The sequence below is a fragment of the Mesorhizobium sp. M0898 genome (assembly GCF_040319695.1).
Lineage (GTDB): Bacteria > Pseudomonadota > Alphaproteobacteria > Rhizobiales > Rhizobiaceae > Mesorhizobium.
In genome coordinates this window covers 45,781-71,251 of the sequence record NZ_JAMYOE010000008.1, presented here as the reverse complement: position 1 = coordinate 71,251, position 25,471 = coordinate 45,781, and the positions used below count along the sequence as shown (strand labels likewise).

Sequence of the window (25,471 nt, the reverse complement as noted above, 5' to 3'; positions counted from 1 at the left end):
CAGTCCTTATGCCGCGCCTTCTTATGCTGCTTTGCGACCGCGCGCGGCAAGCCATGCCTCGGTCAGTTTTTCGAAACGCGATGCCATGTCGGCCACCGCCTCCTCGTCCGACATCTTGCCGGCAAGCCATTGTTCGGCCGCGTTAATGAAGATGGTGCGGCCGACAGCGAAGCCTTTGACGATAGGCGCCTTGGCGGTGGCGGCGAAGGCCGCTTCCAACTCGTCCTGCGGCGCTTCCAGGCCAAGCAGCACAATCCCGCGGCACCACGGATCGTGCTTCAGGATCACCGCTTCGATCTTTGCCCATGCGCCGGCCGAAGCCTGCGGCTCGAGCTTCCACCAGTCGGGCTTGATGCCGAGCGCATAGAGTTCCTCCAGCGCCCGCGGGATCGTCATGTCGTCGAGCTTGCCGTGCTTGCCGGCGATGATCTCGATGAGAAGTTCTCTACCCACTTTCCGCGCGGCCTCGAACAAAGCGCGCAGTTTCTGCTGCTGTTCGCTCTTCAGCGCCGCGGGATCGTCGGGATGATAGAAGCACAGGCACTTGATGCAGTGGTCGACCGGCCATTCGGTCAGTTGCGAACCTATGTCTTGCGAGAACTCGAAGCGAAGCGGCCGCGAACCCGGCAACTCGACCGGCCGGCCGAGCCAGGCGAAGGAATGGTGGGCGAATTCGAACATCGCCTCGCGTCCGTATTTTTCGTCGAGCAGCATGCCGTAGCCGGCGCGGCCAGCCGCAACCTTGGCCGCAGCCTTGACCGTCAGCACCTTGAAAGCCGGGATTCGCGACGGATCGGCGCCGGCTTTTGCCGCGACATCCTCCAGCTGGACGCGGTGGTCGCAGGCGAACGCCATCAGCGAGGGGATGTCGCGCCGGCGCGTGGTCGCCCAATGGATGTGATTGATCGCCTCGTCCTTGCGCAGCGCCAGATGCTTGCTGCCGTTTTTCAGGAAGAACTGCAATTCCTCGAAAGTCGGGTATTCCGGTGCGCAGAGGAGCCGCGACACGGCAAAGGCGCCGCAGGCATTGGCCCAGGTCGCCGCCGTCGCCAAGCCTTCCTCGCCGAGCCAGCCGCGCAGGAAGCCCGACATGAAGGCGTCGCCGGCGCCGAGCACATTGTAGACCTCGATTGGAAATCCCTTGCCGACGATACCGTCCTCGAGGTCGTCGCTGATCGGCCCGTCATAGACGATGCAGCCCATGGCGCCGCGTTTTAGCACGATGGTTGCCGCCGACAGCGAGCGGATGGTTTTCAGCGCGCTCAGGCAATCGTCTGCGCCCGACGCGATCATGATTTCCTCTTCGGTGCCGACGATGAGATCGCAATCGGGCAGCACCGTCTTCAACTGCGCCGAGACGCGGTCGGATTTCACATAGCGCTCGAAGCCTTCGGCGTGGCCGGCGAGACCCCAGAGGTTGGGGCGGTAGTCGATGTCGAACACCACCTTGCCGCCCTTGGCCTTCATGACACGGATCGCCTTGCGTTGGGCGGCGTCGCTGTTGGGCCGCGAAAAATGCGTGCCGGTGACGACGATCGCGCGTGCCGAAGCGATGAACGCCTCGTCGATATCGTCTTTCGAAAGCGCCATGTCGGCGCAATCGCTGCGATAGAAGATCATCGGCGAGACCCCGTCATCCTCGACCGACAGCAGCACCAGGGCGGTCAGCCGCTCCGGATCGGTCTTGAGGCCTTGGACCGAAACGCCCTCGCGGGTCAGCTGCTCGCGGATGAAGCGGCCCATCTGCTCATTGCCGACGCGGGTGAGCAGCGCCGAGCGCAGGCCGAGCCTGGCAGTACCGACCGCGATATTGGCCGGACAGCCGCCGACCGACTTGGCAAAGGAAGTAATGTCCTCGAGGCGCGAGCCGATCTGCTGGCCGTAGAGATCGACGGAAGCGCGGCCGATGGTGATGATGTCGAGCGGCGCATGTCTCGCTTCCACGGCTTCGCCCATTCGAACCTCCCATCGGCTTTGTTGTCTTGGGTAACACGCGCGAGCGGCAGCGTGGCGCCGGCAATATGAAATAATAATTCCAATCCATAGTCAATATGGAACGAGCATTCCCAAGGCTGAAAAGTGCTGTGCAAGGCTCGCGCGTTCAGAAACTTTGAAGTCAGACGAACGTCAAGTGTCTACCACTGAAACCAGCTGATTTACCAAGGAAGCGGGCCATCATCGTTGAAGTACCCGGCGGTCGGGCCATCGGCGTCCAAGGTCGCCAGGTGAATGGCGATCTCGGCCGCCTGCTGCACCGTGCGGTGACCTTTATACCCGTTGAGATCGGTGGCTGTGTAGCCGGGCGCCGCGGCGTTGACCTTGATGCCTTGCGGCGCGAGCTCCCTGGCGAACGCCACCGTGATGGCATTCAACGCTGTCTTGGAGCTGCCGTAGCCCATCATGTTAACGGCGTGGTTCGCAGTGGCGGGATCGAGCGCCCGGCCGATGGACCCGGTGGAGCTGCTCACCATCACGATCCGGGCAGCAGGTGCTGCCAGCAGCAGCGGCAGGAATGCCTGGGTCACGCGGATCGGGCCGAAGACATTGACGTCGTAGGTGGCCTGGATGTCGGCGATCCGCTGCCGGCTCGGCAGCAGGTCGTAGTTGATGGCGACGCCGGCGTTGTTCACCAGCACGTCGAGGCAGGGGCTGGCCTGCCTGAATGCCTCGGCTGCCGCCTTCACACAGTCATCCCGCGTGACGTCCAGCTCAAGCCACTCCACGTCGAGGCCTTCCGCGCGCAATGCCTGCGCCGCCGCCATGCCGCGTTCGGCGCTCCTGGCGCCGAGCCAGACCTTGAAGCCCATGGTCGCCAGTCGCCGGGCGATTTCACGGCCTATACCCTTGTTGGCGCCGGTCACCAGCGCGCTTTTCGATGTCGTCATATCGGTGTCTCCATGTTTGCTGTGGAAGACCCACAAATGGCGCGAGACAGCGGGCGCCGCGCGCCGGAAATTCTCCGGTTCTTGCCTAATCCTCTCACGCTGTTGCGCAGCCGGTGCGAATGCGCGATGCTGGCGCAATGAGCGAAGCGCTGCAGGAGTTGATCGAGATCGCCGGCCGCCATGCGCGCGGGCGAAGAACAAGAACGGCGATTCCCCGCGTTTCGATCGGCCGCAGCGAAGTCGCCACGGCGCCAATACCAGGGGTGTGGGGGTCGGGGATCTTATTCGTACTGCAGGGCGCGAAGACGGTTCTGATCGGCGACCGGGCTCTTCGTTACAATCCGGCCAGCTATTTCATCTATACTGTCGAGACGCCCACCATCAGCCAGATAATCGAAGCGAGCGCGGCGCGTCCTTACCTGGCCATTGGCTTGACCCTTGACCTGCAGGCCGTCGCCGCGCTCCTCGTCGAGCACGCGCCGGCCCTCAGTGGCGACAGTTTCTCCACCTCTCCCGCTGATGACGACCTGCTCGACGCGTTGCGTCGAATGATGCGGCTGCTTGACCGGCCAGCAGAGATTCCCGTGCTCGCGACCATGATCGAGCGAGAGATGCTGTTTCGGCTCCTGCAAGCCCCGCAAGGCGGAAAGCTTCGTGAACTTGCGCGCGCCGATGGCCATCTGTCCCGGATTGGCCGGGCGATCGCCTGGATCCGTTCGCATCCCCATCAGCCGGTCCGGGTCGGCGATCTGGCCGAGATTGCCCGTATGAGCAGTGCTGCGTTTTATCGTCACTTCAAGGCGGCGACGGCCATGAGCCCAATCCAGTATCAAAAGCAAATCCGCTTGCTGGAAGCCCGCCATCTGCTGATTGCCCAGCCGGGCAACGTCGCACGTGTCGCCTTCGCCGTCGGCTATGAGAGTGCTTCCCAGTTCAGCCGGGAGTACGCCCGCCAGTTCGGGTCGCCGCCTGCCCGCGACGCAGCGCGGCTTTCGGCAGAAGGCGAAACGGCAATAGAGGCGATCTAAGGCTTGCGCTTCTTGCCAGTATCGCGCCGCTTCTCGCCGACCGCGACGGTCAGCGCCATAGCCAAAGCCATCGTCGCCGACAGCGAGCGGAAGCCGGCGAAATCGGCCTCGGCGACCTCGAACCAGACCCTGGCGAATTGGGCGAGTGGCGAAAAGGAGCTGTCGGTAATCGCCACGATCGGCACGCCTTGCTCCGAAATGACGCGCGCCTCCTCGATGGTGGCCGGGGCATAGGGCGAAAAGCTGATGGCGATCACGGCGTCCCTTGGAGAGGCAAAGCCGATCATCTCTGCATTGAGGCCGGCGGCCGATTCGATCAGCTGGTTGCGGATCTTGAGCTTGCCCAATGCATAGGCGATATAGGAGGCGACCGGGTAGGAGCGCCGCTTGGCCAGCACGTAAATGGTTTCGGCCTTGGCCAGCACGGTGATCGCATCTTCGAAATGGTCTTCATTCAGCGTGCGCGAAATGTCGTTGAGCGAGGTACTGGCTGCGGCAACAAAACCGTCGAAAATCGCGCGGTGGCCGGCGCCTTCCTCGGCCTTGGCGCGCAATGCCGCCAGCCTTTCATCATAGGATGAGTTGCGCTCGCGCAGGCGCTCGCGAAACACCAACTGCAGGCTGGTGAAACCATCAAAACCAAGCTGCTGGGCAAAGCGGATCAGGGTCGAAGGCTGGACACCGGCGGAAGCGGCGATGCTGGCAGCGGTGCCGAAGGCGATATCGTCTGGGTTGTCGAGCGCATAGGCGGCGATCTGGGCGATACGTTTCGGCAGGCTCTGACGCCGCTCCAGTATCGTCGCCCGCAGCGTCTCGAAATCGCGCGGCACCCGTTCGTCCATCGTCGCTCCGCCCAGGCTCATCGTCTGGTTCCCTCTGTGGCCCATCATAGCGGGCCTGTGCAAGAACACCATAAAAAATGAGACAAGCGTTCCATCTGCAGACAAAATGGACTAATTCATCCACACAAATTTTGCGCACAGGGAGGCAAGCGGATGGTCGGGGTAGGTCTTATCGGCACGGGTTTCATGGGCAAGTGCCACGCCATTGCCTGGAACGCGGTCGGCACCGTCTTTCCCGATGTGGCCAAGCCAAGGCTGGTCCATCTGGGCGAGGTCAACGAGGATCTTGCCAAACGCCGTGCCAGCGAATTCGGCTTCGCCAAGGCGTCCGGTGACTGGCGCGCTGTCGTCGACGACCCGGACGTCGATGTCATCTCGCTGACCACGCCGAACCAGTTCCACCCGGAAATGGCCATCGCCATCCTCGAAGCCGGCAAGCATCTGTGGTGTGAAAAACCGATGGCGCCGAATTTTGCGGAGGCGCAAGCAATGGCTGCGGCGGCCCAAAAGTCCGGCAAGGTCGCCGCGCTGGGCTATAACTACATCCAGAACCCAGCGATCCGCCATATCGGGGCGCTGCTCGACGAGAAGATCATCGGCGAGGTCAACCATCTGCGTATCGAGATGGACGAGGACTTCATGGCCGATCCGGAGGCGCTGTTCTTCTGGAAGCACGAGGCGGCGTCCGGTTACGGCGCGCTCGACGATTTCGCCGTGCATCCGCTGTCGCTCATCGCCGTACTGTTCGGCCGCGTTGCCCGCGTCATGTGCGACATGGCCAAACCCTATGCCGACCGCCGCGTCGCCTCGGGCGGGCGCCGCGCGGTCGAGACCTACGACATCGCCAGCATCCTGATGCATCTCGAAAACGGCATCGCCGGCACGCTGCTGGTCAACCGTTCGGCCTGGGGCCGCAAAGGCCGGATCGCCATCCAGATTTTTGGCTCGAAGGGCTCGATCCTGTACGACCAGGAGCGGATGAATGAGTTCCAACTCTATCTGACGGCCGACCGGCCGACCGAGCAAGGCTATCGCACCATCCTGGTGGCGCCGCATCATAAACCTTATGACGCCTTCCTGCCGGCGCCCGGCCACGGCCTTGGCTTTAATGACCTCAAGATTATCGAATGCCGGGAACTGTTGACGCGACTTGCCGGCAAGCCGGCGCGGATCATCGATTTCGACGAAGGCCTGGAGATCGAGCGCACGGTGCACGCGATGGCGCGCTCGTTCGCGGAACAGCGCTGGATGGAGGTGCGGTAGTAAGCCCGCGCTGGTCTCCCCTTCTCCCCTTGTGGGAGAAGGGGAGACCGAGCGAAGCTCGGTCGGATGTGGGGTGTTGGACGGATCGCTACAGCGAAGAAATAAACGCTTAAAATCCCTCAATATTTTTGCGCCGAGTTTCTTCCAGCACCCCTCATCCGGCTCGGCGCTGCGCGCCGATCCACCTTCTCCCACAAGGGGAGAAGGAGAAGTGCTCACGCGGCTCCCGGGCGATCGGCGATCATGGCGCGGCGCACCGACCGGCGCTGCTCGACGGCGTCGGCAAGGCCGTGCAGCACGGTCTCGGTGGTCGCCCAGTCGATGCAGCCATCAGTGATGCTCTGGCCATAGAGGAGCGGCTTGCCGGGCACGACGTCCTGCCGGCCGGCGACGAGGTTGCTCTCGATCATGATGCCGATGATGCGCTCGTCGCCTGCCGCGATCTGGCCCGCCACGTCAGCCGCCACCAGCGGCTGGTTTTCCGGCTTCTTGTTGCTGTTGGCATGACTGACATCGATCATCAGCCGAGGTGCCACGCCGATCCGGCCGAGCTCAGCGGAGGCAGCAGCAATGCTTGCCGCGTCGTAGTTGGGCACAATGCCGCCGCGCAGGATGACGTGGCAGTCCTCGTTGCCGGTGGTCGTCGCGATGGCGCTGCGCCCGCCCTTTGTCACCGCCATGAAATGATGCGGCTGGGCGGCGGATTTCACGGCTTCGGCGGCGATCCGCAAATTGCCGTCGGTGCCGTTCTTGAAGCCGACCGGGCAGGACAGGCCTGATGCGAGTTCGCGATGGATCTGGCTCTCGGTCGTGCGCGCGCCGATCGCTCCCCAGGCGACGAGGTCAGCAATATATTGCGGGGTGGCCATGTCGAGGAATTCGGTGGCCGCCGGAAGGCCGAGATTGTTGACGGCGGAGAGCACGTTGCGGGCCATCCGCAGGCCCTTGTCAATGTTGAAGCTGCCGTCGAGGTCGGGATCGTTGATCAGGCCCTTCCAGCCGACTGTCGTGCGCGGTTTCTCGAAATAAACCCGCATCACGATCTCCAGCCGGTCCGACAGGCTTTCACGCAGCGATGCCAAACGGCTGGCATAGTCTACGGCAGCGGCCGGGTCGTGGATCGAACAGGGGCCGACGACAACCACCAGCCGGTCGTCGGCGCCGGTCAGCACGGCGTGGATGGCATTGCGTGATGCGGCAACGGTGCGCGTCGCCGTCAGCGTGCGCGGTATTTCCCGCATCACCTCGTCGGGTGTGCTCAGTTCTCTGATTTCCTTGACCCGAAGATCGTCTGTGGTCGTCAACACGGCTTATGCTCCTGATTGGGGAGACCTGCCGGCTGAACAAAAAAGCCGCCAGGTCTGGCGGCTGTTCGGATAATGTTGCTGCAATCTTCAGATTGAGCGCAATCCTCCCGCCGCCAGCGAGTAGCTAAAGTACCAAAACGAGGCGGTCAGGTGGATCATCCGGAACATATAGTCGAAGCGTAGGCGCTTGTCACGTGTCTGGTGAGGAGGAGGTTTACTCCAGCCCATTCGCGATTGGCTGAAGCCCCCCGAACTTCGTCATCCTCGGGTCTGCGCCGCGTCGCTGCGCTCCTTGCTCCGCCCGTGGATGACGAAGTGATGGGCGGCGTTCTGCTAGACTTGCCGGCGTTACTCCGGCGACGCCCCGGCGACGCTCTGGTCGTAATCGACCAGCGACCCGGTCATGACGCCGGACTGCGGGCTGATCATATAGCTGATCAACCGGGCAAGCTGTGCCGGCTTCACCAATTGACCCATCGGCTGCGCGGCCTCGGCCCTTTCCAGCCAGTCGTCCGGCGCGTCGTGCCATTTCTTCTGCACGATCGCCTCGCCCTCGGTGTCCATCCAGCCGGGCAGCACCGCATTGCAGCGGATGCGATTGCCGCGATAGGCATTGGCGACATTCTTGGTGAGTGTCGCCAGCGCTCCCTTGCTTGACGAATAAGGCGCCAGGAACGACTGGCCGCAATGCGCCGACATCGACAGCACGTTGACGATCGAGCCCGGTGCCTGGCGCGCCAGCAAATGCGCCACCACGCCCTGCATCAGGAAAAACGGGCCGCGCACATTGGTCTGGAATATCTGGTCGAACAGATCCTCGGAGGTCTCGACCAGCGAGCCGCGAGCCGAGGTGGCAGCGGCGTTGACCAGCGCGTTGACGGAACCAAAATGGCCAATCGCCGTTTCGACCGCACGCTTGCAGTCGGCCACTTTTGAGACGTCGGCGCTGATGAAGATGGCATCGACGCCTGCCCCCTTGAGGATGGCGACAGCCTTGTCGCCCTTCTCCTGCGAGCGGCCGATCAGCGCCAGCGCCCGGCAACCCTCATCGGCCAGCGCTTCGGCGACGGCAAAGCCGATGCCTTGTGCGCCGCCGGTGACGATGGCGCGTGTTTCGGAATTGCGACCGGCGGAACCGTTCATCGCCTTGCTCCTGTGCTTGATAGTCAGATTGTTTTGTCGAGGCGGACGGTCTTGCCTTCCTTGGCCGATTTCAGCGCCGCATCCGCCAGCCTGAGCGCCACCAGCCCGTCCTTGCCGCTCGGCGCCGCCTTCTTGCCTGACGTCGCTGCCGCGATGAAGGCAGCGATCTCGTTGGCATAAGCGTCGAGATAACGGGTCATGAAGAAATCGTGCAGCGGCGGCCGCGTATAGCCTTTCTCATTGGCCAGTTCGATCGACACCGGCCGCTGGTTCTCGGCCGCAATCATGCCTTTCGAGCCATGCACCTCGATGCGCTGGTCGTAGCCGTAGGTGGCGCGGCGCGAGTTGGAGATAACGCATTGCTTGCCGGAGGCAGTTTCGAGGATGACGCTGACGCTGTCGAAGTCGCCGGCCTCGCCGATCTTCTTGTCGACCAGCACCGAAGCATGCGCGCTGACCGCCACCGGCTCCTCGCCGAGCAGGAAGCGCGCCATGTCGAAATCATGAATGGTCATGTCGCGGAAGATGCCGCCCGAGCGGCCGATATAGTCGAGCGGCGGCGGGCCGGGATCGCGCGAGGTGATTGTCACCATTTCGACAGTGCCGATGGCGCCGTCGTCGATCGCCTTGCGCACGGCGGCAAAATGCGGATCGAAGCGGCGGTTGAAGCCGACCATCAGGGTGGCGCCGGCCTTGTCGACGATGGCCAGGCATTCTTCCACTCTGCCGGCGTCGAGATCGATCGGCTTTTCGCAGAAAATCGCCTTGCCCGCTTTGGCGAAGCGTTCGATCAGATCGGCATGGGTATCGGTCGGCGTGCAGATGACGACCGCATCGATATCGCCGGCCTTCTCGATGGCATCGATGCTGCGCACTTCGGCGCCGTAGGCAGAGGCCAGATCGGTCGCCGCCTTCTCGAAGGCGTCGGCAACTGCGACCAGCCTGGCCTCAGGATTGGAACCGACGGCGCGAGCATGGACCTTGCCGATACGGCCGGCACCGAGAAGAGCAAAGCGAAGAGGCATGAAGAGTTTTCCTTTGAGGATGGTTCGGAAGGGAGGGCATGTCAGCGCCTGTGGCTCGGCGTTGGCCGTTACGCCGCAAGTTCCGCCTGCCCGGTCTTGGCGCCGGTGATGTAGGAGACGATATCGTTGCCGTCGGTGTCCTGCTTGCGCAAATTGGCGACGATGCGGCCGCGCCGGAAAACGACGATGCGGTCGACCAGGTCGAACACCTGGCGCATGTTGTGAGAGATCAGGATCAGCGGTTCGCCATTCTCCTTCAGCGTGCGGATGATGTTTTCGACCTGCATCGTCTCCTGCACGCCGAGTGCCGCCGTCGGCTCATCCATGATGATGAGCTTGGAAGCAAAGGTCGCGGTTCTGGCAATTGCTACGCACTGGCGCTGGCCGCCCGACATGTGGCGGATAGTATTGGAAAGATTGGGGATCTTGACCGCTGTGCGGACCAAGGCTGCCTCGGTCGCCTTGCGCATGAACTTGCGATCGAGGATCGAGAAGGGCCCGAGATTGAACAGCACCCGCTCGCGGCCGAGGAACAGGTTCGACGGCACGTCGAGGTCGTCGGCGAGCGCCAGGTTCTGGAACACCGTCTCGATGCCTGCCTCGCGGGCTTCGATGGGGCCGGCAAAATTCACTTCCTTGCCGTCGAACCACATCCTGCCACTGGTGCGCTGCTCGACGCCGGTGATCTGGCGTACGAAGGTCGATTTCCCCGCGCCGTTGTCGCCCATGATAGCGACATGCTCGCCCTTGCGCAGCTCGAAGTCGGCACCCTCCAGCGCATGGACGCCGCCATAATACTTGGTCAGGTTTTCGGTCTTCAGGACGATGTCCGACATGATCAAGCCCTCATTGCCCGCAGGCGTTGGCGCCACTGGTCGAGAACGACTGCGCCGACGATGATCACGCCTTTGACCATCTCCTGATAATAGGCGTCGAGGCGCAGAAAGGTGAAGCCGGAGATGATCACGCCGAAGATCAGCGAGCCGATCACCGTTCCGATGATCGAGCCGCGGCCGCCCGACAGCGAAACACCGCCGATAACCGCCATGGCGATCGCATCGAGCTCGTACATTACACCCATGCCGGCTTGGGCGGTGAGATTCTTGGAGCTCAGCACCACGGCGGCGAGCGCGGCGAGGACGCCGGCAATGACGTAGACGAGGATCTTGTGGTTGGCGATGTTGATGCCGGACATGCGCGCGGCGTCCTCATTGGAGCCGATCGCATAGCAGTGCTTGCCATATTTGGTGTAACTCAGGATCAGCTGGAACAGCACTGCGAGCGATATGAAAATGATGACCGGCATCAGCCCCTTGCCGATGGCGGCGAAACTCTCGGTCGGAAACGAGATCGGCTGCCCCTTTGACCACCATTTGGCGATGCCGCGCGCGGTGACCATCATGCCGAGCGTGGCGATGAACGGTGGGATGCGCGTGTAGGCGATCAAAGCGCCGTTGACCAGGCCGGCCAGCAGGCCGCAGCCGATCGCGACCAGCACGGGCACGATCACCGGCAGGTCGGTCCAGCCCTGGGCGATGAACATCGCCTTGGGGTTCGGGTTGCCGTTGACCGTCGCTACCTGGGCGAAGCTCATGGCTATCATCGCCGTGGCGCCGACGATCGAACCTGAGGACAGGTCGATGCCGCCGGTAATGATCACCTGCGTCACGCCGATGGCAATAATGCCGACGATCGACACCTGCAGGATGATGATCTGCAGGCGCGCTTCGTTGAAGATCGCATCGATATTGTCGCGGGTATTGAAAAGGAAGCTGTCGCCCAGGAAAACCCGGCCGATCAGCTCGAAAGCGCCGACCAGGATGACGAGCGCCAGGAAGACGTTGAATTCGGCCGGCCATGCGCGCCGTTTCGCATCATAGCTGAGCCCGCCGACGCCGTGAGATGTCTGTGCCAATCGTGCTTCCTCCGTCAGCCACGGTCTCCACTCGGCGCTGTTCAGGCCGAGAGGGAAAAGCAGAGCGGCGCTGTCTTACTTTGGCGCGCCGCTCCGTATCGGACAGGTCCGCCTCAGTTCTTCTTCAGGAACTTGTCGATATTTGCCGGCGTGACCAGCTGGAACGGGATGTAGACCTTGTGCTCGACCTTCTCGCCCTTCGCCAGCTTGAGCGCCGCGTCAAGCGCGCCGGCACCCTGGCCGGCCGCGTCCTGGAACACCGTCGCATCGAGGTCGCCCGCCTGCATCGCGGCAAGCGCATCCTGGGTAGCGTCGACCCCGCCGACGACAACCGACTTCATGTCGATGTTGGCGGCCTTCATCGCCTGGATGGCGCCGATGGCGCTTTCGTCATTATTGGCGATGACGCCGTCGAACGGCTTGCCGGTCGACAGCCAGTTGGTCATCAGGTTCTGCGCTTCTTCGCGCTTCCAGTTCGACGTCTGCTTGTCGATGATCTTGATGAAGCTGCACTCCGGTGTGGCGATCACGTCATCAATGTCCTTGGTGCGCTGCACCGCTGCCTGGTTCGACAGCTCGCCCATGATCACATAGACATTGGCTTCAGTCTTGCCGGCCTCCTTGAAGAGGCGGCAGACCTCCTTGGTCTCGAGCGTGCCGGAATCGGCTTCGTTCGAGGCGACGAAGGCCTGGTTTTCGGGCAGCGTGTCGACGTTGACCGGCTCGCGATTGACATAGACCAGTGGAATCTTGGCAGCGGCGGCTGCGTCCGACATTGCCTGGGTCGCCGAGGTGTCGACCGGGTTGACGATGATGGCGTCGACGCCTGAGGCGGCGAAGTTCTTGATCTGGTCGAGTTGCTTGGCGACGTCGTTCTGCGCATCCTCCACCTGCAGCTCGACGCCGTCCATGCCCTTGGCCTGTTCAATCATGCCGTTGCGCAGCACGGTGAGAAAATTGTCGTCGAACAACGCCATCGACACGCCGATCTTGGCGGCAAAGGCGGACGAACTCATCAGCGCCGCGAACGCGACGCCCAAAAGCAGTTTTTTCATTTTATTTCTCCTCCACATTGGTGTCCGGCTGCACCGATCTACCCGGAATCCCCGATCTCGCAGGGAATTCTCTCCCGATTGCCATTTTTGGTTCCAGAGGCATTTGCCTGAAACAGATCTTCCGGAACGAAAGAACCAAAATGCTCAGATGGTGAAATATTTATTCCATTTCGCGTGGGCGTCAAGCGAGATTTCGCCATGAGGAATGGATTTTCGGCATTTCGAGCGCTTTTGGACGGACGCTCAGGCAAGCGAGGCCTGAAAGCATTCTGATAGATTACATCATGTCTGCCGCCGATGACTGCGACGTCAGATGTTTTCTGGCAGATAAATGTCGAAGGGCAGAAAGGTCTGGCCCGGCGCATTCGCAGCGCCGGTCTCGATGGCATGCGCCATCAGCCCGACAAGCTCGCGGCAAAGCGCCGCCAGTGGCGTCGAGATCACCATGGTCAGGAAATTATCCGCCAGCGCCGCGCGGGAGTCGGGCGTGATCTCGTTGCAGACGACCGCCGGCATCTCAGCCGGCTTTGCCTCCCTCAGCGCCGAGATCGCGCCTTCCATGCCGCCACCGGCGACATAGCAACCGGCGAGATCAGGGTGGCGGGCCAGAAGCTCGATCATTGCATCATGCGTGATCTGGTTCGCTTCCAGATTCACCAACGTCTCGAGGAGAGTGAATTCCGGCGCCTGCTCGCGAAAGAAGGAGCGAAAACCGATCTCGCGAAGCTCATGGCCATGGAAGCGATGGCTGCCGACGAAGAGGGCAACCTTGCCAGGTCTCTTCGCGGCCTTCGAGATCATCCAGGCAGCGGTGCGGCCGACCTTGCGATTGTCCAGGCCAACATAGCCCTCGCGAATACCGGATGCAAAGTCGGAAAGCAGGGAGAACACCGGTACGCCATTGGCTTTCAGAGCCTCGACGGCGACCGTCAGCGTCGGGTGATCAGGCCCGACCAGGGCGACGGCCCTGGATTTGGCGGCCAGCTTGCGCATCCGCTCGACGATCTCGTCCGGCGCCAGCGAAGCGGCGAAGTCGATGGTCGCCACGCCGCGAAAGCGCGGCGACTGCGATACCGCCAGTTCAAGCTCGCGGGCAAATTCGCTGTAGAAGACGTCCTCCCGCCTCAACAGCAGGAACCCGAGCCGGTATTCGGGCAATTCATGGCGCATCCGCTGCTTGATCAATCCGGCTGCGTGATAGCCGATGCTGGTCGCGGCCTCATAGACGCGGCGCGCGGTTTCCTCGCGCACCGGCAAGCGGTTGTTCAGCACTCGATCGACGGTGGCAACGCTGACCCCCGAAATGCGCGCCAGGTCGGTGATCGTCGGGCGTTTCGCCATCGCTGCCTCATTCCACTGTTTGGTCCTTTTACACCATTCTGATGGAAAATGATAGAAACTATCTTTGTGATATTGAGCCTATCAGGGCTCGGCGTTATTTTGAACGCTGACCGAATATGATCGAGGCCTCCGCTATGGTGGATATTGGACTCCGAACCGGGAATACGAGAGCCGCAGCAGCGTCCCGACGCGACTACAGCCTGATCGGCCGCGACGCGAAGCTTGCCGTCGAGAGCGGGCTGGCGGCGGCCGAGTGGTATCACACCGACGTGCCGCGCAAGCAGATGAAGGAGCTGATGCAGCGCTCCGACGGCCCGGCGATCCGCGACACCATCATCTGGCTCGGCACCATGATCCTCAGCGGCGCCGGCGCCGCCTGGTTCTGGGGCAGCTGGTGGTGCGTGCCGTTCTTCTTCGTCTACGGCGTCCTCTACGGTTCCTCCACCGACTCACGCTGGCACGAATGCGGCCACGGCACCGCTTTCAGGACGCAGTGGATGAACAACGTGGTCTATCAGGTCGCCTGCTTCATGATCATGCGCAACCCGGTGACCTGGCGCTGGAGCCACACGCGACATCATACCGATACCATCATAGTCGGTCGCGATCCGGAGATCTCGGTGATGCGTCCGCCCGATCTGCTGCGCGTGGTGCTCAACTTCGTCGGCATTCTCGACGCCTGGCATGCGATGAGCGACATGCTGCGCAATGCAGCCGGTATCGTCAGTCCGGCCGAAAGAACCTTCATTCCCGACCAGGAGCAGCCGAAGGCAATTCGCATTGCCCGCATCTGGACGACAATCTATGCCGCTACCATTGCGCCGGCGCTCTACACGGGCTCGTTCCTGCCGCTGATGCTGGTCGGGCTGCCCAGGCTTTACGGCGCGTGGCACCATGTCATGGTCGGCCTGCTGCAGCATGGCGGCCTGGCTGAAAACGTCACCGATCACCGGCTCAACAGCCGCACCGTCTACATGAACCCGATAAGCCGCTTCATCTACTGGAACATGAACTACCACGTCGAGCATCACATGTTTCCCATGGTGCCCTATCACGCGCTGCCCAGGCTGCACGAACTAATCAAGCACGATCTGCCGGCGCCGACACCATCCATCCTGGCCGGCTACCGCGAGATGATACCGGCTTTCCTGCGCCAGCTGCGCAATGAGGATTATTTCATCAAGCGCGAACTGCCGCCGACGGCGAGGCCCTATCGCGAGGATTTCCACAGCGATAACGCTGCTGTTGCGGTGGCTGCTGAATGACAAGCCCATGCCAACGCACCAAACATCGAGGGACCCGTAAATGAGCGACTGGGTCGAGGCCTGTGACGCCGAGGACATCGACGAAGAGGACGTGATGCGCTTCGACCATGGCGGCCGCACCTTTGCCATCTATCGCAGCCCCGACGACGGGTATTTCGCCACCGACGGGCTTTGCACGCATGAGAAGGTGCATCTGGCCGACGGGCTGGTGATGGACGATATCATCGAATGCCCGAAGCATAACGGCCGCTTCAACTACAAGACAGGGGCTGCCAGGGGCGCGCCGGTCTGCGTCGATCTCAGGACTTATCCGGTCAAAGTCGACGCCGGCAAAGTCCTTGTCCGGATCGGTTGATGATGACGAAGGGAATGGTCATCATCGGCGCCGGCGAATGCGGCGGGCGCGCCGCCCTTGCGCTGCGCGAGCTCGGGTATGATGGCCCGGTGACGCTGGTCGGCGACGAGCCGCATCTTCCCTATGAGCGCCCGCCGCTGTCGAAAGACGCGATGGTTGCCGACGCGCCCCTGATCAAGGCGATCGCCAGCGACGCGATCCTGGCCGAGCGCTCTATCCGGCATATCCATTCGGTTTTGGCTGTGGCGATCGACCGCACGGCGCATGTCGTGCGCCTGTCCGACGGTTCCGCCCTGGCCTACGACAAGCTCCTGCTGGCGACCGGTTCGGTGCCGCGCAAGCTGCCGATGCCGGGCCTTGGCGGGCGCTGCGTCTACCTCCGGACCTTCAACGACGCGCTGGCCATTCGCGCCCATCTCAGCGCCGGAAATCGCATCGCCATAGTCGGCGGCGGCTTCATCGGGCTTGAGCTTGCCGCGGCGGCGCGCAGGCTGGGTGCGGCGGTCACCATCATTGAGGCGCAGCCGCGCATCTTGATGCGCGGCGTGCCAGCCGAGATCGCGGAGGTCATCCATCAGGCGCATGAAGCGGAAGGCGTGAAAATCCTGTGCGGCGAGGGCATCGCCGCCATTGCCGATGATGGCGCCGAAGTGCGCATCGCGCTCGCCGGTGGACACGACATTGTCGCCGATCTTGCCGTGATCGGCATCGGCGCCGTGCCGGTGACCGGACTTGCCGCGGAGGCGGGGCTGACCGTCGACAATGGTGTCGCCGTCGACGCCGAGCTTCGCACCAGCGACCCGGATATCTTTGCCGCCGGCGACTGCTGTTCGTTTCCGCTCGCCCTCTATGGCGGCCGGCGCGTGCGGCTCGAAGCCTGGCGCAACGCACAGGAGCAGGGCGCGCTCGCCGCAAGGAATATGCTTGGCGCCGGCGAGGCCCACGCCGCAGTGCCGTGGTTCTGGTCGGATCAGTACGGCCTGACCTTGCAGATCGCCGGCCTGTCGGACGAAGGCCGCAGCATCGTGCGCCGCGACCTCGGCGACGGCGCCTTCATCCTGTTCCACCTCGCCGAGGACGGCAGGCTGGTTGCGGCAAGCGGCATCGGCGCCGGCAACGCGGTCGCCCGCGACATAAGGCTGGCCGAGATGCTGATTGCGAAGCAGGCAAGGCCGGCGCCGGAAGCGCTAGGCTCGCAGACCATCAAGTTAAAGTCGCTGCTGGCGGCTTGATCCGCCGCGTGGATAATTGGCCGAGCGCGTTCGGCTAAAACAGCGCCTTCAGCTCCGGCAGCTTGTCGTTGACCAGCCAGCCATAGTAATTTTCCTCGGGCAGTTTTTCCGGCTCGCCCGCAGCGCGGCGCTTGTCGTTCTCGGCCTTCAGCGCATAGGCGCGCTGTTCGGGGTTGCCGACATTGTAGAGCGTCGACGTGATGCCGGGATTGCCTGAGATGTCAAAGCCGGCAATGCTTCTATAGGCGTCGATCGATTTCCGGATTGTTGCTGCGACATAAGGCAGTGTCAGGTCAGGATCCATGATGGTCTTGTAGACCGCGTTGGGATCGCCGACGTCGAGTTCCGGCAGGCCGGAAACCTTGTGCACGAGGTCGCTCATTTGCAGTGCCGTCAGCGGATTGAGTTGGCCAAGGCCAAAAGTCTGGCCGGCATAATAAGGCTGGAAGAAAGTGGCGCCTAAGCGGTCGTTGGGAAAGCTCTCGCCGTCGACGGTCTTGCCGCGGAACGACCGGTTCCACACCTGTTCGCGGCACTCCCACAGATCGTAGCTGTCGGACTTCCCTGCGCATTTCGCAAATTGCGGCCGCTGCACGAAATCGGAGATATCCTCGCCATCATAGGCAAAGGAGAGCTTGCTCGACAGATACGAAATCGCCTTGACGTAGTAGGTCTGCAGCCGGTCGTAGGCATCGACATTGTAGGTGTGCTCGCCGACGATGGCGCCGACGATATGCATTGGGTCGATGCCATAGGCCGCGGCTGCCTGCTTGATCTTGCCGCGCAACTCGGCATCGTTCTGGAGCAGCGCAAAGACTTTGCGGTATTTCGCCTGGAAGGTGGTGTTGGTCGCCTGGGTGCGCCGGCTCGAAGCGCCCGGTATGTCGGGCTGCTCGGTGTTGCGGTTGCCCGGCGGCACCATCGTTGCCGCTTGCGCGGCGAACATGGCTGCCGCCAGCGTCAGCCCCAAAATGACGAGGATCAGTTTTTTCATGCGCCGCCGCCCAAATAGTCGCCGGCAAACTAGGTAATGCTCCACCGGGAGTCGAGAGACGCCTGCACCCGACGGGACGAAAGCTTGCCGGATGCTTCCATTTGGCCACACATCGGGAATGCTGGGCCAAATTGGGGAGGCCGGGAGCAATTCCCCGACCCTCTTCGAGAATGAAGCGTCTCCTACAAGATGAAACGCGACAAGTCCGTGTTTCTGGAGAGGTCGCCGACATGCTTCTCGACATAGGCGGCATCGATGGTCACCGAGGTGCCGTTGCGGTCCGGCGCGTCATAGGAGATATCGTCCAGCACCCGTTCCATCACCGTCTGCAGCCGCCTGGCGCCGATATTCTCGACGCTGGCGTTAAGGTCCACGGCGATGCCGGCCAACGAATCGATCGCGTCATCGGTGAAGACCAGGTCGACGCCTTCGGTCTTCATCAGCGCGATATACTGCTTGATCAGGCTGGCTTCGGTCTCGGTGAGGATGCGGACGAAATCGTCCTTCTCCAGCGCCCGCAGCTCGACGCGGATCGGCAGGCGGCCCTGCAATTCCGGCAGCAGGTCGGAGGGCTTGGCGACGTGGAACGCACCCGAGGCGATGAACAGGATGTGGTCGGTCTTCACCGGTCCATATTTGGTCGCAACCGTGGTGCCTTCGACCAGCGGCAGCAGGTCGCGCTGCACACCTTCACGCGAAACACCGGCACCGATGCCGCCTTCGCGCGAGGCGATCTTGTCAATCTCGTCAAGGAAGACGATGCCGTCATTCTCGGTCGATTCGAGTGCCCTGCGCACCACTTCGTCCTGATCGAGCAGCTTGTCGGACTCGTCGCTGATCAACAGCCCGTAGGATTCCTTGACGGTCGTCTTGCGCAACTTGGTCTTCTTGCCGCCCATCGCCTTCGACAGCATGTCGTTGATGTTGAGCACGCCGATATTGGCGCCCGGCATGCCGGGAATCTCGAAGCCAGGCATGCCGCCATTGCCGGTATCGGCCACTTCGATCTCGATCTCCTTGTCGTCGAGTTCGCCGTCGCGCAGCTTCTTGCGGAAACTGTCGCGGGTGGCCGGGCTCGCCGTCTTGCCGACGAGCGCTTCGAGCACCCGTTCCTCGGCGTTGATGTGGGCACGCGCCTTGACGTCCTCGCGCATCTTCTCGCGCACCAGCCCGATGGCGATCTCGACCAGATCGCGGATGATCTGCTCGACATCGCGGCCGACATAACCGACCTCGGTGAACTTGGTGGCTTCGACCTTGACGAAAGGCGCACCGGCAAGGCGTGCCAGGCGGCGTGAAATCTCGGTCTTGCCGACACCGGTCGGGCCGATCATCAGGATATTCTTCGGCATCACCTCTTCGCGCATCTGGCCCTCGAGCTGCTGGCGGCGCCAACGGTTGCGCAAGGCAATCGCCACGGCACGCTTGGCGTCTTTCTGGCCGATGATGAAGCGGTCGAGTTCCGAAACGATTTCGCGGGGAGAGAAGGTGCTCATGTCACTAAATTCCACTTTGCCACTGCCGAATGGACTCGAACGGATGCAGCAGCATGATCACGTTGAGTGTCAGATTGTCCCGGATGAGATAGCCGACACCGAATTCGAAGATGAGGGCGAGGGTCACGATCACCCATATAGGAAGCCTTCGCGCCATGACAAACCCCAGCACCATGGCCAGCGTGTCGGACACCGAATTGATGATGCTGTCGCCATAATAGTCGAGCGAGATTGTGCCGGCGCGGTAGCGGTCGATGATGAAAGGGCTGTTCTCGAGCAACTCCCAGCCGCCCTCTATAACCACCGCAAAGGCCAGCCTGAGCCCGATCGGCGAGCGCGGGAAAAGGAACCACGCCAGCGCATAGAACAGGAAGCCGTGAATGATGTGCGAGAAGCTGTACCAGTCGGAAATATGCTGGGAATTCTCGGAGCTCTGCACAATGCCGTGCCACAGCTTGACATAGCCGCAGGTACAGATCGGCGTCCGCCCCATGCCGTAGAGGACCCCGGCCTGGAAGATGACCAGGCCGAGAACCAGCAGAAGCCCCATTCGCCAGCTGTCTTCGTAGGCCGAGACGGTTTTGTCGCTGGATACGCTCATGCTGCTATTGCCCCTCTTTTGCCTCACCCTGTCCGGCGTCGCCCTCTGGGGCATCAATCGCCATCAGCACGGCATCGCCATATTCCGACTTCCTGCGATCGATAGCCCTGAAACCGGCCTTTTCATAGGCACGGATAGCCCGTGCATTGGCGGGGTCCGGGTCGATGATGACGCGCGGCGTACCTTCCTCGAAAAGCTGCTCGACGAACTGCCGGACGATCGCCGAGCCGTGGCCGACCCCGACAAGCCCCGGCACGCCGATCGACAGATCGATGCCGAGCGTGCCGAACGGCTGGTCGCTATAGGGATGGCCGTCCTCCAGATGCGGATCGTAGCTCTGCAAATAGCCGATGGGCTTTCCGTCGAGCTCGATAATCAGCGGCTCGACCGAAATGCTGTCGATATGCTCGCGGATCTCCGCAATCTCGGTCTCTGGGTCGTTCCACCATTCGGCGACATGCGGCTCGGCAAGCCAGCCGGCGATCATCGGCAGGTCCCTCTGGATCACCGGCCGAAAACCATAGCGGAGGCTCCGCTCAGGCGGCATCGAGGGTTTCGACGACGAAGTTGTTGTTGGTGTAGACGCAAATGTCTGACGCGATCTGCATCGCCTTGCGGGCGATCTCCTCTGCGCCCTTGTCGCTGTCCATCAGGGCGCGGGCCGCCGCCAGCGCGTAATTGCCGCCGGAGCCGATGGCCATGACGCCAAATTCGGGCTCCAGCACGTCGCCGGTGCCGGTCAGCGCCAGCGACACCGACTTGTCGGCCACCAGCATCATTGCTTCCAGCCGGCGCAAATAACGGTCGGTGCGCCAGTCCTTGGCGAGCTCGACGCAGGCACGTGTCAGCTGGTCGGGATATTGTTCGAGCTTGGCTTCGAGCCGCTCAAGCAGCGTGAAAGCATCGGCGGTGGCGCCGGCAAAACCGGCGATGACGTTGCCGCTTTTGCCGATGCGGCGCACCTTCTTGGCGTTGCCCTTCATGATGGTCTGGCCGAGGCTGACCTGGCCGTCGCCGGCGATCACCACCTTGCCGCCCTTGCGCACGGTCAGGATGGTCGTGGCATGCATGGTCAGTTCATTCGACATTTTCTGCTCCGTTCAGCACCGATCCCATTAAGGCGATCGGCGCGTTACGAGTGATTTGATCGGCCATATGTATGTATAGGCCGGATGATTGCAAACCGGCCATCCACCGGGTCGGATCGGGCTCCGCAGCGGTAACTGGCAATCGCCGGATCATGCTGCTAGAAGGCTTTCGTTTTCAGGCATGTGAAAGCCTGAATCGTGCAAAATCTGAGACAAGGATGAGGTCATGGCGCCCCGATCGGCCGAGATAAGCCGCAAGACCAGGGAAACCGACATCGCCGTGTCGGTTCAGGTCGACGGCTCGGGCAAATCCGACATTTCGACGGGCGTCGGCTTCTTCGACCATATGCTGGACCAGTTGTCGCGCCATTCGCTGATCGACATGACCGTGAAGGCCAAGGGCGACCTGCACATAGACGACCACCATACGGTCGAGGATACGGGCATCGCGCTCGGCCAGGCGCTGGCCAAGGCGTTGGGCGAGCGGCGCGGCATCATGCGCTACGCCTCGATCGATCTCGCCATGGACGAGACACTGACGCGGGCGGCAATCGATGTCTCCGGCCGGCCTTTTCTGGTCTGGAATGTTTCGTTCTCGTCGCCGAAGATCGGTACGTTCGATACCGAGCTGGTGCGCGAATTCTTCCACGCGCTGGCGCAGAATGCCGGCATCACGCTTCATGTCACCAATCATTACGGCGCCAACAACCACCACATCGCCGAGACCTGCTTCAAGGCCGTGGCGCGTGTGTTGCGTTCGGCGCTTGAGCGCGACCCGCGCCAGCCGGACGCGGTTCCCTCCACCAAGGGATCCCTGAAAGGATAGCGTCATGGCCATCTATGTCGTGATGAAGCCGCCAGGCCGCAGCGAAAGCGTGGACACTACCTTTATCCGTGACGGCTTTGCCTGGCTCGGCTTCCTGGTGCCGCCGCTGTGGCTGGCCTGGCACCGGCTGTGGGTCGAGGCGGCATTGGCGTTTGTCGCCATGGGCCTGCTCTCGATGCTAGGCGAAAGGCTGGACCTGGAAACAACCGGCTCGCTTTTATCCCTGCTTGTCATGCTCTTTGTCGGACTGGAAGGGCAGGGCTTGCGGATCGCAGCCCTGCGCCGTCGCGGCTGGCATGAATGGGGCGTGGTCGAGGCCGACAGGCTCGACGACGCAGACCTCCGCTATGCATTGGAAGCCGATGCTCAGTCGGATGAACAACCGACGGTGCAACGCATCGTCCCAGACGCAGCACATGCCCGGTCGGCGCAGATGGGCCTGGCGCTGGGGCTGAACCATATTCCGGGAAAGCCCTGAGATGAGGGTAGCGATCATCGATTACGGGTCGGGCAATCTGCGCTCGGCCACCAAGGCCTTCGAGCGTGCCGCGCATGAAGCCGGTATTGCCGCCGCGATCGAACTCACCGCCGATGCCGAGCGGGTCAGGACCGCCGACCGCATCGTCCTGCCCGGCGTCGGTGCCTATGCCGATTGCGCCGCTGGACTGCGTGCGGTCGCCGGCATGTGGGAAGCGGTCGAGGAGGTGGCGATCGCCAAGGCTCGGCCGTTCCTCGGCATCTGCGTCGGCATGCAGCTGATGTCGGAACGAGGCCTGGAAAAGACCGTCACAAAGGGCTTTGGCTGGGTCGCCGGCGACGTCAAGGAGATCACGCCGGCCGATCCGACACTGAAGATCCCGCAGATCGGCTGGAACACGATTGACCTGAAGCGCAAGCATCCGCTGTTTTCCGGCATTGCGACGGGTGGCAAGGGACTGCACGCCTATTTCGTCCACTCCTACCATCTCGATGCACGGAAGGAGGATGAGGTGCTGGCGGTTGCCGACTATGGCGGCCCGGTAACGGCCGCTGTCGCCCGCGACAACCTCGCCGGAACGCAATTCCACCCCGAGAAGAGCCAGGCGCTGGGCCTGGCGCTGATCACCAATTTCCTAGGCTGGAGGCCCTGAACCATGAGCAAGAAGGGCTATTGGATGGCAATGGTCGATGTCCGCGATCCCGAGATCTACAAGCAGTACATCGAGGCCAATGCCGCGGCTTTCGCGAAATACGGCGCGAAGTTCCCGGTGCGCGCCGGGCGGTACACCAGCCCGGAAAGACCGGCAGGCAATCGCCACGTGCTGGTGGAATTCGAATCCTATGAAAAGGCGCTGGAATGCTACGGCTCGCCTGAATACCAGGAAGCCTTGAAGTACAGGCTCGCCGGCTCGACCGGCCACTTTGTCATCGTCGAAGGCGCCTGAAGGTGGTTCTGTTTCCGGCGATAGACCTCAAGGACGGCAAATGCGTGCGCCTCCGGCACGGCGACATGGCGACCGCCACCATCTACAATGAAGATCCCGCCGCTCAGGCGCGCGCCTTCGAAGAGCAGGGCTTCGAATGGCTGCACGTCGTCGACCTCAACGGCGCCTTCAAGGGCCAGAGCGTCAACAGTGCCGCGGTCGGCGCCATCCTGAAGGCGACGAGCAATCCGGTGCAGCTCGGCGGCGGCATCCGCACCCTGGCGCAGATCGAGGACTGGCTCGACCGTGGGCTGGCCCGCGTCATTCTTGGCACCGTGGCGGTCCGCGATCCGGATCTGGTCAGGCAGGCCTGCAAGGCATTCCCGGGCAAGATCGCTGTCGGCATCGACGCCAAGGGCGGTAAGGTCGCGGTCGAAGGCTGGGCTGAGGCCTCGAGCCTCGGCGTCATTGAACTGGCGAGGAAATTCGAAGGTGCCGGCGTCGCCGCCATCATCTACACCGATATCGACCGCGACGGTGTGCTGACTGGCATCAACTGGGACGCCACCATCGATCTCGCCGACGCGGTGTCGATCCCGGTTATCGCCTCGGGCGGGCTCGCCTCGATCGCCGACATCGTGCGCATGACCATGCCCGATGCCCGCAAGCTCGAAGGCGCGATCTCCGGCCGCGCCCTCTACGACGGCCGCATCGACCCGGCCGAGGCATTGGCGATCCTGCGTGGCAAACCGATGGCAGGGTGTGAAACGTGAAGGTCTCGATTATCGTTGCTCCCTACGACAGCGGGCACTATCACGAAGGGTGCGGCCAGGGGCCGGACGCCATCGTCGGCGGTGGGCTGGTCGAAGCCCTGACCGTGGCTGGCCATGACGTCGCCGTCGAAGATATCGGCAAGGTCGGAGACGAGCAGGGGCGCGAAATTGCAACCGGCTTCGCCGTCTGCAACGCCGTCGCGACCAAGGTTAACCTCGCCCGCGATGGAGGACGCTTCCCCATTATCCTTGCTGGAAATTGCCTGACCGCCGCCGGTGCGGTTGCCGGCGAAGCGGCGGATTCGATCATCTGGATCGACCAGCATGGCGATCTCAACACGCCGGAGACGTCGGCCTACGGCTTTCTCGACGGCATGGCGCTGGCGGCGACGCTCGGGCTCTGCTGGCATCCGATGGCGGCAGCAATTCCGGGGTTCCGGCCGATAGACCCGGCGCGCTGCATGCTGGTCGATGCCCGCGACCTCGATCCCGACGAAAAGCGACTGCTGGAAACTTTGCCGATCGTGCGCACCGAATGTGCCGGTGCACTCGATATGATCGGAAAGCTCACGGCGACAGGGACTGTGCGGGCGCATCTGCATCTCGACCTGGATGTCCTCGATCCGGATGTGTTGCAGGTGAACCGCTACGCGCACCCGGGCGGCCCGAGTCCGGAACAGCTACGGCAGCTTGCCTGCGGACTGGCCAGGTCAATCCCGATCGTCGGCGTGACGCTCTCGGCCTACGACCCGGCCTTTGATTCCCAGTCCGAAGTTCCGGCCGTCGTCGGCCAGCTGCTTGTCGACGTTCTTGCGGCGATCGAGAGGATCTGATGCTGAAAGCCCGCGTCATCCCCTGTCTCGACGTCAAGAACGGCCGTGTCGTCAAGGGCGTCAATTTCGTCGACCTGGTCGATGCCGGCGATCCCGTCGAAGCGGCAAAAGCCTATGACGCGGCCGGCGCCGACGAGCTCTGCTTTCTCGACATCACCGCCTCGTCGGAAAACCGCGAGACCATTTTCGATGTCATCGCCCGCACCGCCGAACAATGTTTCATGCCGCTGACCGTTGGCGGTGGCGTCCGTCAGGTCGCCGACATCAGGAAGCTGCTACTGGCCGGCGCCGACAAGGTGTCGATCAACACGGCGGCGGTGAAGACCCCAAATTTTGTCGCCGAGGCTGCCGACAAATTCGGCAACCAGTGCATCGTCGTCGCCATCGATGCCAAGAAAGTGTCCGCTGCGAGCGAGGCTGATCGCTGGGAGATATTCACCCATGGCGGCCGCGAGAAGACCGGCATCGACGCCGTCGAGTTCGCTCGGCGAGTGGTCGATCTCGGCGCCGGCGAGATCCTGCTGACATCGATGGACCGCGACGGCACCAAGGCCGGCTACGACATAGCCCTTACCCGCGCGGTCGCCGATGCCGTACGCGTGCCGGTCATCGCTTCCGGTGGCGTCGGCACGCTCGACCACCTTGTCGAAGGCATTCGCGACGGCCATGCCGGCGCGGTGCTGGCGGCGTCGATCTTCCATTTCGGCACCTACAGCATCGCCGAAGCCAAGCTGCACATGGCTCAGGCCGGACTGCCGATGCGGCTGGACTCGCCGGGTAATCGGTCCTAGAGCCTTTCCG

Annotated in this window: 27 protein-coding genes; 12 read left to right on the top strand and 15 right to left on the bottom strand. The window is 62.6% G+C overall.

Annotation, left to right across the window (positions count from 1 at the left end):
* Positions 1–21 precede the first annotated feature (21 nt).
* Positions 22–1,956 (bottom strand): bifunctional 5-dehydro-2-deoxygluconokinase/5-dehydro-2-deoxyphosphogluconate aldolase, encoded by a 1,935-nt coding sequence (locus tag NKH90_RS12260; RefSeq protein ID WP_352819561.1) that lies wholly within the window; start codon positions 1,954–1,956, stop codon positions 22–24.
* A gap of 200 nt (positions 1,957–2,156) precedes the next feature.
* The gene (locus NKH90_RS12255) at positions 2,157–2,885 is read right to left on the bottom strand and encodes an SDR family NAD(P)-dependent oxidoreductase (protein ID WP_352819559.1); all 729 of its coding nucleotides are present in this window, start codon (positions 2,883–2,885) and stop codon (positions 2,157–2,159) included.
* Between the two features lie 137 nt (positions 2,886–3,022).
* Between NKH90_RS12255 and NKH90_RS12250 the strand changes: the two genes are divergently transcribed.
* A complete protein-coding gene (locus NKH90_RS12250) occupies positions 3,023–3,913 on the top strand; it encodes an AraC family transcriptional regulator (RefSeq protein WP_352819558.1) in 891 nt (296 codons plus the stop codon).
* Here NKH90_RS12250 and NKH90_RS12245 read toward each other — a convergent pair.
* Complete coding sequence (locus NKH90_RS12245) at positions 3,910–4,755, bottom strand: MurR/RpiR family transcriptional regulator (RefSeq protein WP_352814125.1); 846 nt, start codon at positions 4,753–4,755, stop codon at positions 3,910–3,912. The genes NKH90_RS12250 and NKH90_RS12245 overlap by 4 nt on opposite strands.
* Before the next feature lie 153 nt (positions 4,756–4,908).
* On the opposite strand from NKH90_RS12245, the gene NKH90_RS12240 reads away from it, so the two are divergent.
* Positions 4,909–6,018 carry a Gfo/Idh/MocA family protein gene (locus tag NKH90_RS12240; RefSeq protein ID WP_352819556.1) on the top strand — a complete coding sequence of 370 codons (1,110 nt, stop codon included), beginning with the start codon at positions 4,909–4,911 and terminating at the stop codon, positions 6,016–6,018.
* A 215-nt stretch (positions 6,019–6,233) separates the two neighbouring features.
* Here the strand turns inward: NKH90_RS12240 and NKH90_RS12235 are convergent, their stop codons facing one another.
* From NKH90_RS12235 to NKH90_RS12205, 7 genes are all read right to left on the bottom strand, one after another.
* Positions 6,234–7,325, bottom strand: a complete 1,092-nt coding sequence (locus NKH90_RS12235) for a 3-deoxy-7-phosphoheptulonate synthase (RefSeq protein ID WP_352819555.1) — start codon at positions 7,323–7,325, stop codon at positions 6,234–6,236.
* Positions 7,326–7,673: 348 nt separating this feature from the next.
* The gene (locus NKH90_RS12230) at positions 7,674–8,468 is read right to left on the bottom strand and encodes an SDR family oxidoreductase (RefSeq protein WP_352819554.1); all 795 of its coding nucleotides are present in this window, start codon (positions 8,466–8,468) and stop codon (positions 7,674–7,676) included.
* A gap of 23 nt (positions 8,469–8,491) precedes the next feature.
* Positions 8,492–9,493 (bottom strand): inositol 2-dehydrogenase, encoded by a 1,002-nt coding sequence (gene iolG / locus NKH90_RS12225; protein WP_352819552.1) that lies wholly within the window; start codon positions 9,491–9,493, stop codon positions 8,492–8,494.
* Positions 9,494–9,561: 68 nt separating this feature from the next.
* The gene (locus NKH90_RS12220) at positions 9,562–10,329 is read right to left on the bottom strand and encodes an ATP-binding cassette domain-containing protein (protein ID WP_023677519.1); all 768 of its coding nucleotides are present in this window, start codon (positions 10,327–10,329) and stop codon (positions 9,562–9,564) included.
* 2 nt (positions 10,330–10,331) lie between these two features.
* Entirely contained in the window at positions 10,332–11,408 is a 1,077-nt protein-coding gene (locus tag NKH90_RS12215; protein WP_292655972.1) for an ABC transporter permease, read from the bottom strand.
* A gap of 113 nt (positions 11,409–11,521) precedes the next feature.
* Positions 11,522–12,463, bottom strand: a complete 942-nt coding sequence (locus tag NKH90_RS12210) for a sugar ABC transporter substrate-binding protein (protein ID WP_352451673.1) — start codon at positions 12,461–12,463, stop codon at positions 11,522–11,524.
* Positions 12,464–12,772: 309 nt separating this feature from the next.
* Positions 12,773–13,804: a LacI family DNA-binding transcriptional regulator gene (locus NKH90_RS12205; protein ID WP_023677522.1), complete on the bottom strand. Its 1,032-nt coding sequence runs from the start codon at positions 13,802–13,804 to the stop codon at positions 12,773–12,775.
* A gap of 134 nt (positions 13,805–13,938) precedes the next feature.
* Between NKH90_RS12205 and NKH90_RS12200 the strand changes: the two genes are divergently transcribed.
* Genes NKH90_RS12200 through NKH90_RS12190 form a run of 3 tightly spaced genes read left to right on the top strand, consistent with a single transcriptional unit; the run spans position 13,939 to position 16,656 of the window.
* Complete coding sequence (locus tag NKH90_RS12200) at positions 13,939–15,069, top strand: fatty acid desaturase family protein (RefSeq protein ID WP_352819550.1); 1,131 nt, start codon at positions 13,939–13,941, stop codon at positions 15,067–15,069.
* A gap of 40 nt (positions 15,070–15,109) precedes the next feature.
* Positions 15,110–15,424, top strand: a complete 315-nt coding sequence (locus tag NKH90_RS12195) for a MocE family 2Fe-2S type ferredoxin (protein WP_352454826.1) — start codon at positions 15,110–15,112, stop codon at positions 15,422–15,424.
* 2 nt (positions 15,425–15,426) lie between these two features.
* A complete protein-coding gene (locus NKH90_RS12190) occupies positions 15,427–16,656 on the top strand; it encodes an NAD(P)/FAD-dependent oxidoreductase (RefSeq protein WP_352819629.1) in 1,230 nt (409 codons plus the stop codon).
* A 34-nt stretch (positions 16,657–16,690) separates the two neighbouring features.
* Here NKH90_RS12190 and NKH90_RS12185 read toward each other — a convergent pair whose 3' ends face one another.
* The 5 genes from NKH90_RS12185 to hslV form a co-directional block, all read right to left on the bottom strand.
* Positions 16,691–17,650 (bottom strand): DUF1402 family protein, encoded by a 960-nt coding sequence (locus NKH90_RS12185; protein ID WP_023677526.1) that lies wholly within the window; start codon positions 17,648–17,650, stop codon positions 16,691–16,693.
* Positions 17,651–17,832: 182 nt separating this feature from the next.
* Positions 17,833–19,146, bottom strand: coding sequence for an ATP-dependent protease ATPase subunit HslU (gene hslU, locus NKH90_RS12180; protein ID WP_254815924.1), 1,314 nt, complete (start codon positions 19,144–19,146; stop codon positions 17,833–17,835).
* Between the two features lie 4 nt (positions 19,147–19,150).
* On the bottom strand, positions 19,151–19,747 hold the full coding sequence (locus NKH90_RS12175; RefSeq protein WP_254815925.1) for a DUF2585 domain-containing protein: 597 nt from the start codon (positions 19,745–19,747) through the stop codon (positions 19,151–19,153).
* Between the two features lie 4 nt (positions 19,748–19,751).
* Positions 19,752–20,294: a GNAT family N-acetyltransferase gene (locus NKH90_RS12170; protein ID WP_352472585.1), complete on the bottom strand. Its 543-nt coding sequence runs from the start codon at positions 20,292–20,294 to the stop codon at positions 19,752–19,754.
* A complete protein-coding gene (gene hslV, locus NKH90_RS12165) occupies positions 20,284–20,835 on the bottom strand; it encodes an ATP-dependent protease subunit HslV (protein WP_352472584.1) in 552 nt (183 codons plus the stop codon). The genes NKH90_RS12170 and hslV overlap by 11 nt, the downstream gene beginning before the upstream one ends.
* A 226-nt stretch (positions 20,836–21,061) precedes the next feature.
* Between hslV and hisB the strand changes: the two genes are divergently transcribed.
* From hisB to hisF, 7 genes are read left to right on the top strand one after another with little or no spacing between them, the layout of a single operon-like run.
* Positions 21,062–21,661 (top strand): imidazoleglycerol-phosphate dehydratase HisB, encoded by a 600-nt coding sequence (gene hisB / locus NKH90_RS12160; RefSeq protein ID WP_352769582.1) that lies wholly within the window; start codon positions 21,062–21,064, stop codon positions 21,659–21,661.
* 4 nt (positions 21,662–21,665) lie between these two features.
* A complete protein-coding gene (locus tag NKH90_RS12155; RefSeq protein ID WP_352451667.1) occupies positions 21,666–22,139 on the top strand; it encodes a DUF2628 domain-containing protein in 474 nt (157 codons plus the stop codon).
* A gap of 1 nt (position 22,140) precedes the next feature.
* A complete protein-coding gene (gene hisH / locus NKH90_RS12150; RefSeq protein WP_023677533.1) occupies positions 22,141–22,791 on the top strand; it encodes an imidazole glycerol phosphate synthase subunit HisH in 651 nt (216 codons plus the stop codon).
* Positions 22,792–22,794: 3 nt separating this feature from the next.
* On the top strand, positions 22,795–23,085 hold the full coding sequence (locus tag NKH90_RS12145) for a DUF1330 domain-containing protein (protein ID WP_352819547.1): 291 nt from the start codon (positions 22,795–22,797) through the stop codon (positions 23,083–23,085).
* A gap of 2 nt (positions 23,086–23,087) precedes the next feature.
* Positions 23,088–23,837, top strand: coding sequence for a 1-(5-phosphoribosyl)-5-[(5-phosphoribosylamino)methylideneamino]imidazole-4-carboxamide isomerase (gene hisA / locus NKH90_RS12140; protein ID WP_352451665.1), 750 nt, complete (start codon positions 23,088–23,090; stop codon positions 23,835–23,837).
* On the top strand, positions 23,834–24,670 hold the full coding sequence (locus NKH90_RS12135; RefSeq protein ID WP_352819544.1) for an arginase family protein: 837 nt from the start codon (positions 23,834–23,836) through the stop codon (positions 24,668–24,670). The genes hisA and NKH90_RS12135 overlap by 4 nt, the downstream gene beginning before the upstream one ends.
* The gene (gene hisF / locus NKH90_RS12130) at positions 24,667–25,461 is read left to right on the top strand and encodes an imidazole glycerol phosphate synthase subunit HisF (RefSeq protein WP_023677537.1); all 795 of its coding nucleotides are present in this window, start codon (positions 24,667–24,669) and stop codon (positions 25,459–25,461) included. Before NKH90_RS12135 ends, hisF begins: the two co-directional genes overlap by 4 nt.
* The last annotated feature ends 10 nt before the right edge of the window (positions 25,462–25,471 follow it).

Bases quoted from the DNA above. Each gene is read 5' to 3' on its own strand.
- NKH90_RS12170 (WP_352472585.1), bottom strand. From the start codon at position 20,294: ATGCCGCCTGAGCGGAGCCTCCGCTATGGTTTTCGGCCGGTGATCCAG.
- NKH90_RS12255 (WP_352819559.1), bottom strand. From the start codon at position 2,885: ATGACGACATCGAAAAGCGCGCTGGTGACCGGCGCCAACAAGGGTATA.
- NKH90_RS12175 (WP_254815925.1), bottom strand. From the start codon at position 19,747: ATGAGCGTATCCAGCGACAAAACCGTCTCGGCCTACGAAGACAGCTGG.
- hslU (WP_254815924.1), bottom strand. From the start codon at position 19,146: ATGAGCACCTTCTCTCCCCGCGAAATCGTTTCGGAACTCGACCGCTTC.
- hslV (WP_352472584.1), bottom strand. From the start codon at position 20,835: ATGTCGAATGAACTGACCATGCATGCCACGACCATCCTGACCGTGCGC.
- NKH90_RS12200 (WP_352819550.1), top strand. From the start codon at position 13,939: ATGGTGGATATTGGACTCCGAACCGGGAATACGAGAGCCGCAGCAGCG.
- NKH90_RS12260 (WP_352819561.1), bottom strand. From the start codon at position 1,956: ATGGGCGAAGCCGTGGAAGCGAGACATGCGCCGCTCGACATCATCACC.
- hisH (WP_023677533.1), top strand. From the start codon at position 22,141: ATGAGGGTAGCGATCATCGATTACGGGTCGGGCAATCTGCGCTCGGCC.
- NKH90_RS12250 (WP_352819558.1), top strand. From the start codon at position 3,023: ATGAGCGAAGCGCTGCAGGAGTTGATCGAGATCGCCGGCCGCCATGCG.
- NKH90_RS12220 (WP_023677519.1), bottom strand. From the start codon at position 10,329: ATGTCGGACATCGTCCTGAAGACCGAAAACCTGACCAAGTATTATGGC.
- NKH90_RS12205 (WP_023677522.1), bottom strand. From the start codon at position 13,804: ATGGCGAAACGCCCGACGATCACCGACCTGGCGCGCATTTCGGGGGTC.
- NKH90_RS12195 (WP_352454826.1), top strand. From the start codon at position 15,110: ATGAGCGACTGGGTCGAGGCCTGTGACGCCGAGGACATCGACGAAGAG.
- NKH90_RS12185 (WP_023677526.1), bottom strand. From the start codon at position 17,650: ATGAAAAAACTGATCCTCGTCATTTTGGGGCTGACGCTGGCGGCAGCC.
- iolG (WP_352819552.1), bottom strand. From the start codon at position 9,493: ATGCCTCTTCGCTTTGCTCTTCTCGGTGCCGGCCGTATCGGCAAGGTC.
- NKH90_RS12190 (WP_352819629.1), top strand. From the start codon at position 15,427: ATGACGAAGGGAATGGTCATCATCGGCGCCGGCGAATGCGGCGGGCGC.
- NKH90_RS12145 (WP_352819547.1), top strand. From the start codon at position 22,795: ATGAGCAAGAAGGGCTATTGGATGGCAATGGTCGATGTCCGCGATCCC.
- NKH90_RS12155 (WP_352451667.1), top strand. From the start codon at position 21,666: ATGGCCATCTATGTCGTGATGAAGCCGCCAGGCCGCAGCGAAAGCGTG.
- hisB (WP_352769582.1), top strand. From the start codon at position 21,062: ATGGCGCCCCGATCGGCCGAGATAAGCCGCAAGACCAGGGAAACCGAC.
- NKH90_RS12245 (WP_352814125.1), bottom strand. From the start codon at position 4,755: ATGGACGAACGGGTGCCGCGCGATTTCGAGACGCTGCGGGCGACGATA.
- NKH90_RS12230 (WP_352819554.1), bottom strand. From the start codon at position 8,468: ATGAACGGTTCCGCCGGTCGCAATTCCGAAACACGCGCCATCGTCACC.
- NKH90_RS12240 (WP_352819556.1), top strand. From the start codon at position 4,909: ATGGTCGGGGTAGGTCTTATCGGCACGGGTTTCATGGGCAAGTGCCAC.
- NKH90_RS12210 (WP_352451673.1), bottom strand. From the start codon at position 12,463: ATGAAAAAACTGCTTTTGGGCGTCGCGTTCGCGGCGCTGATGAGTTCG.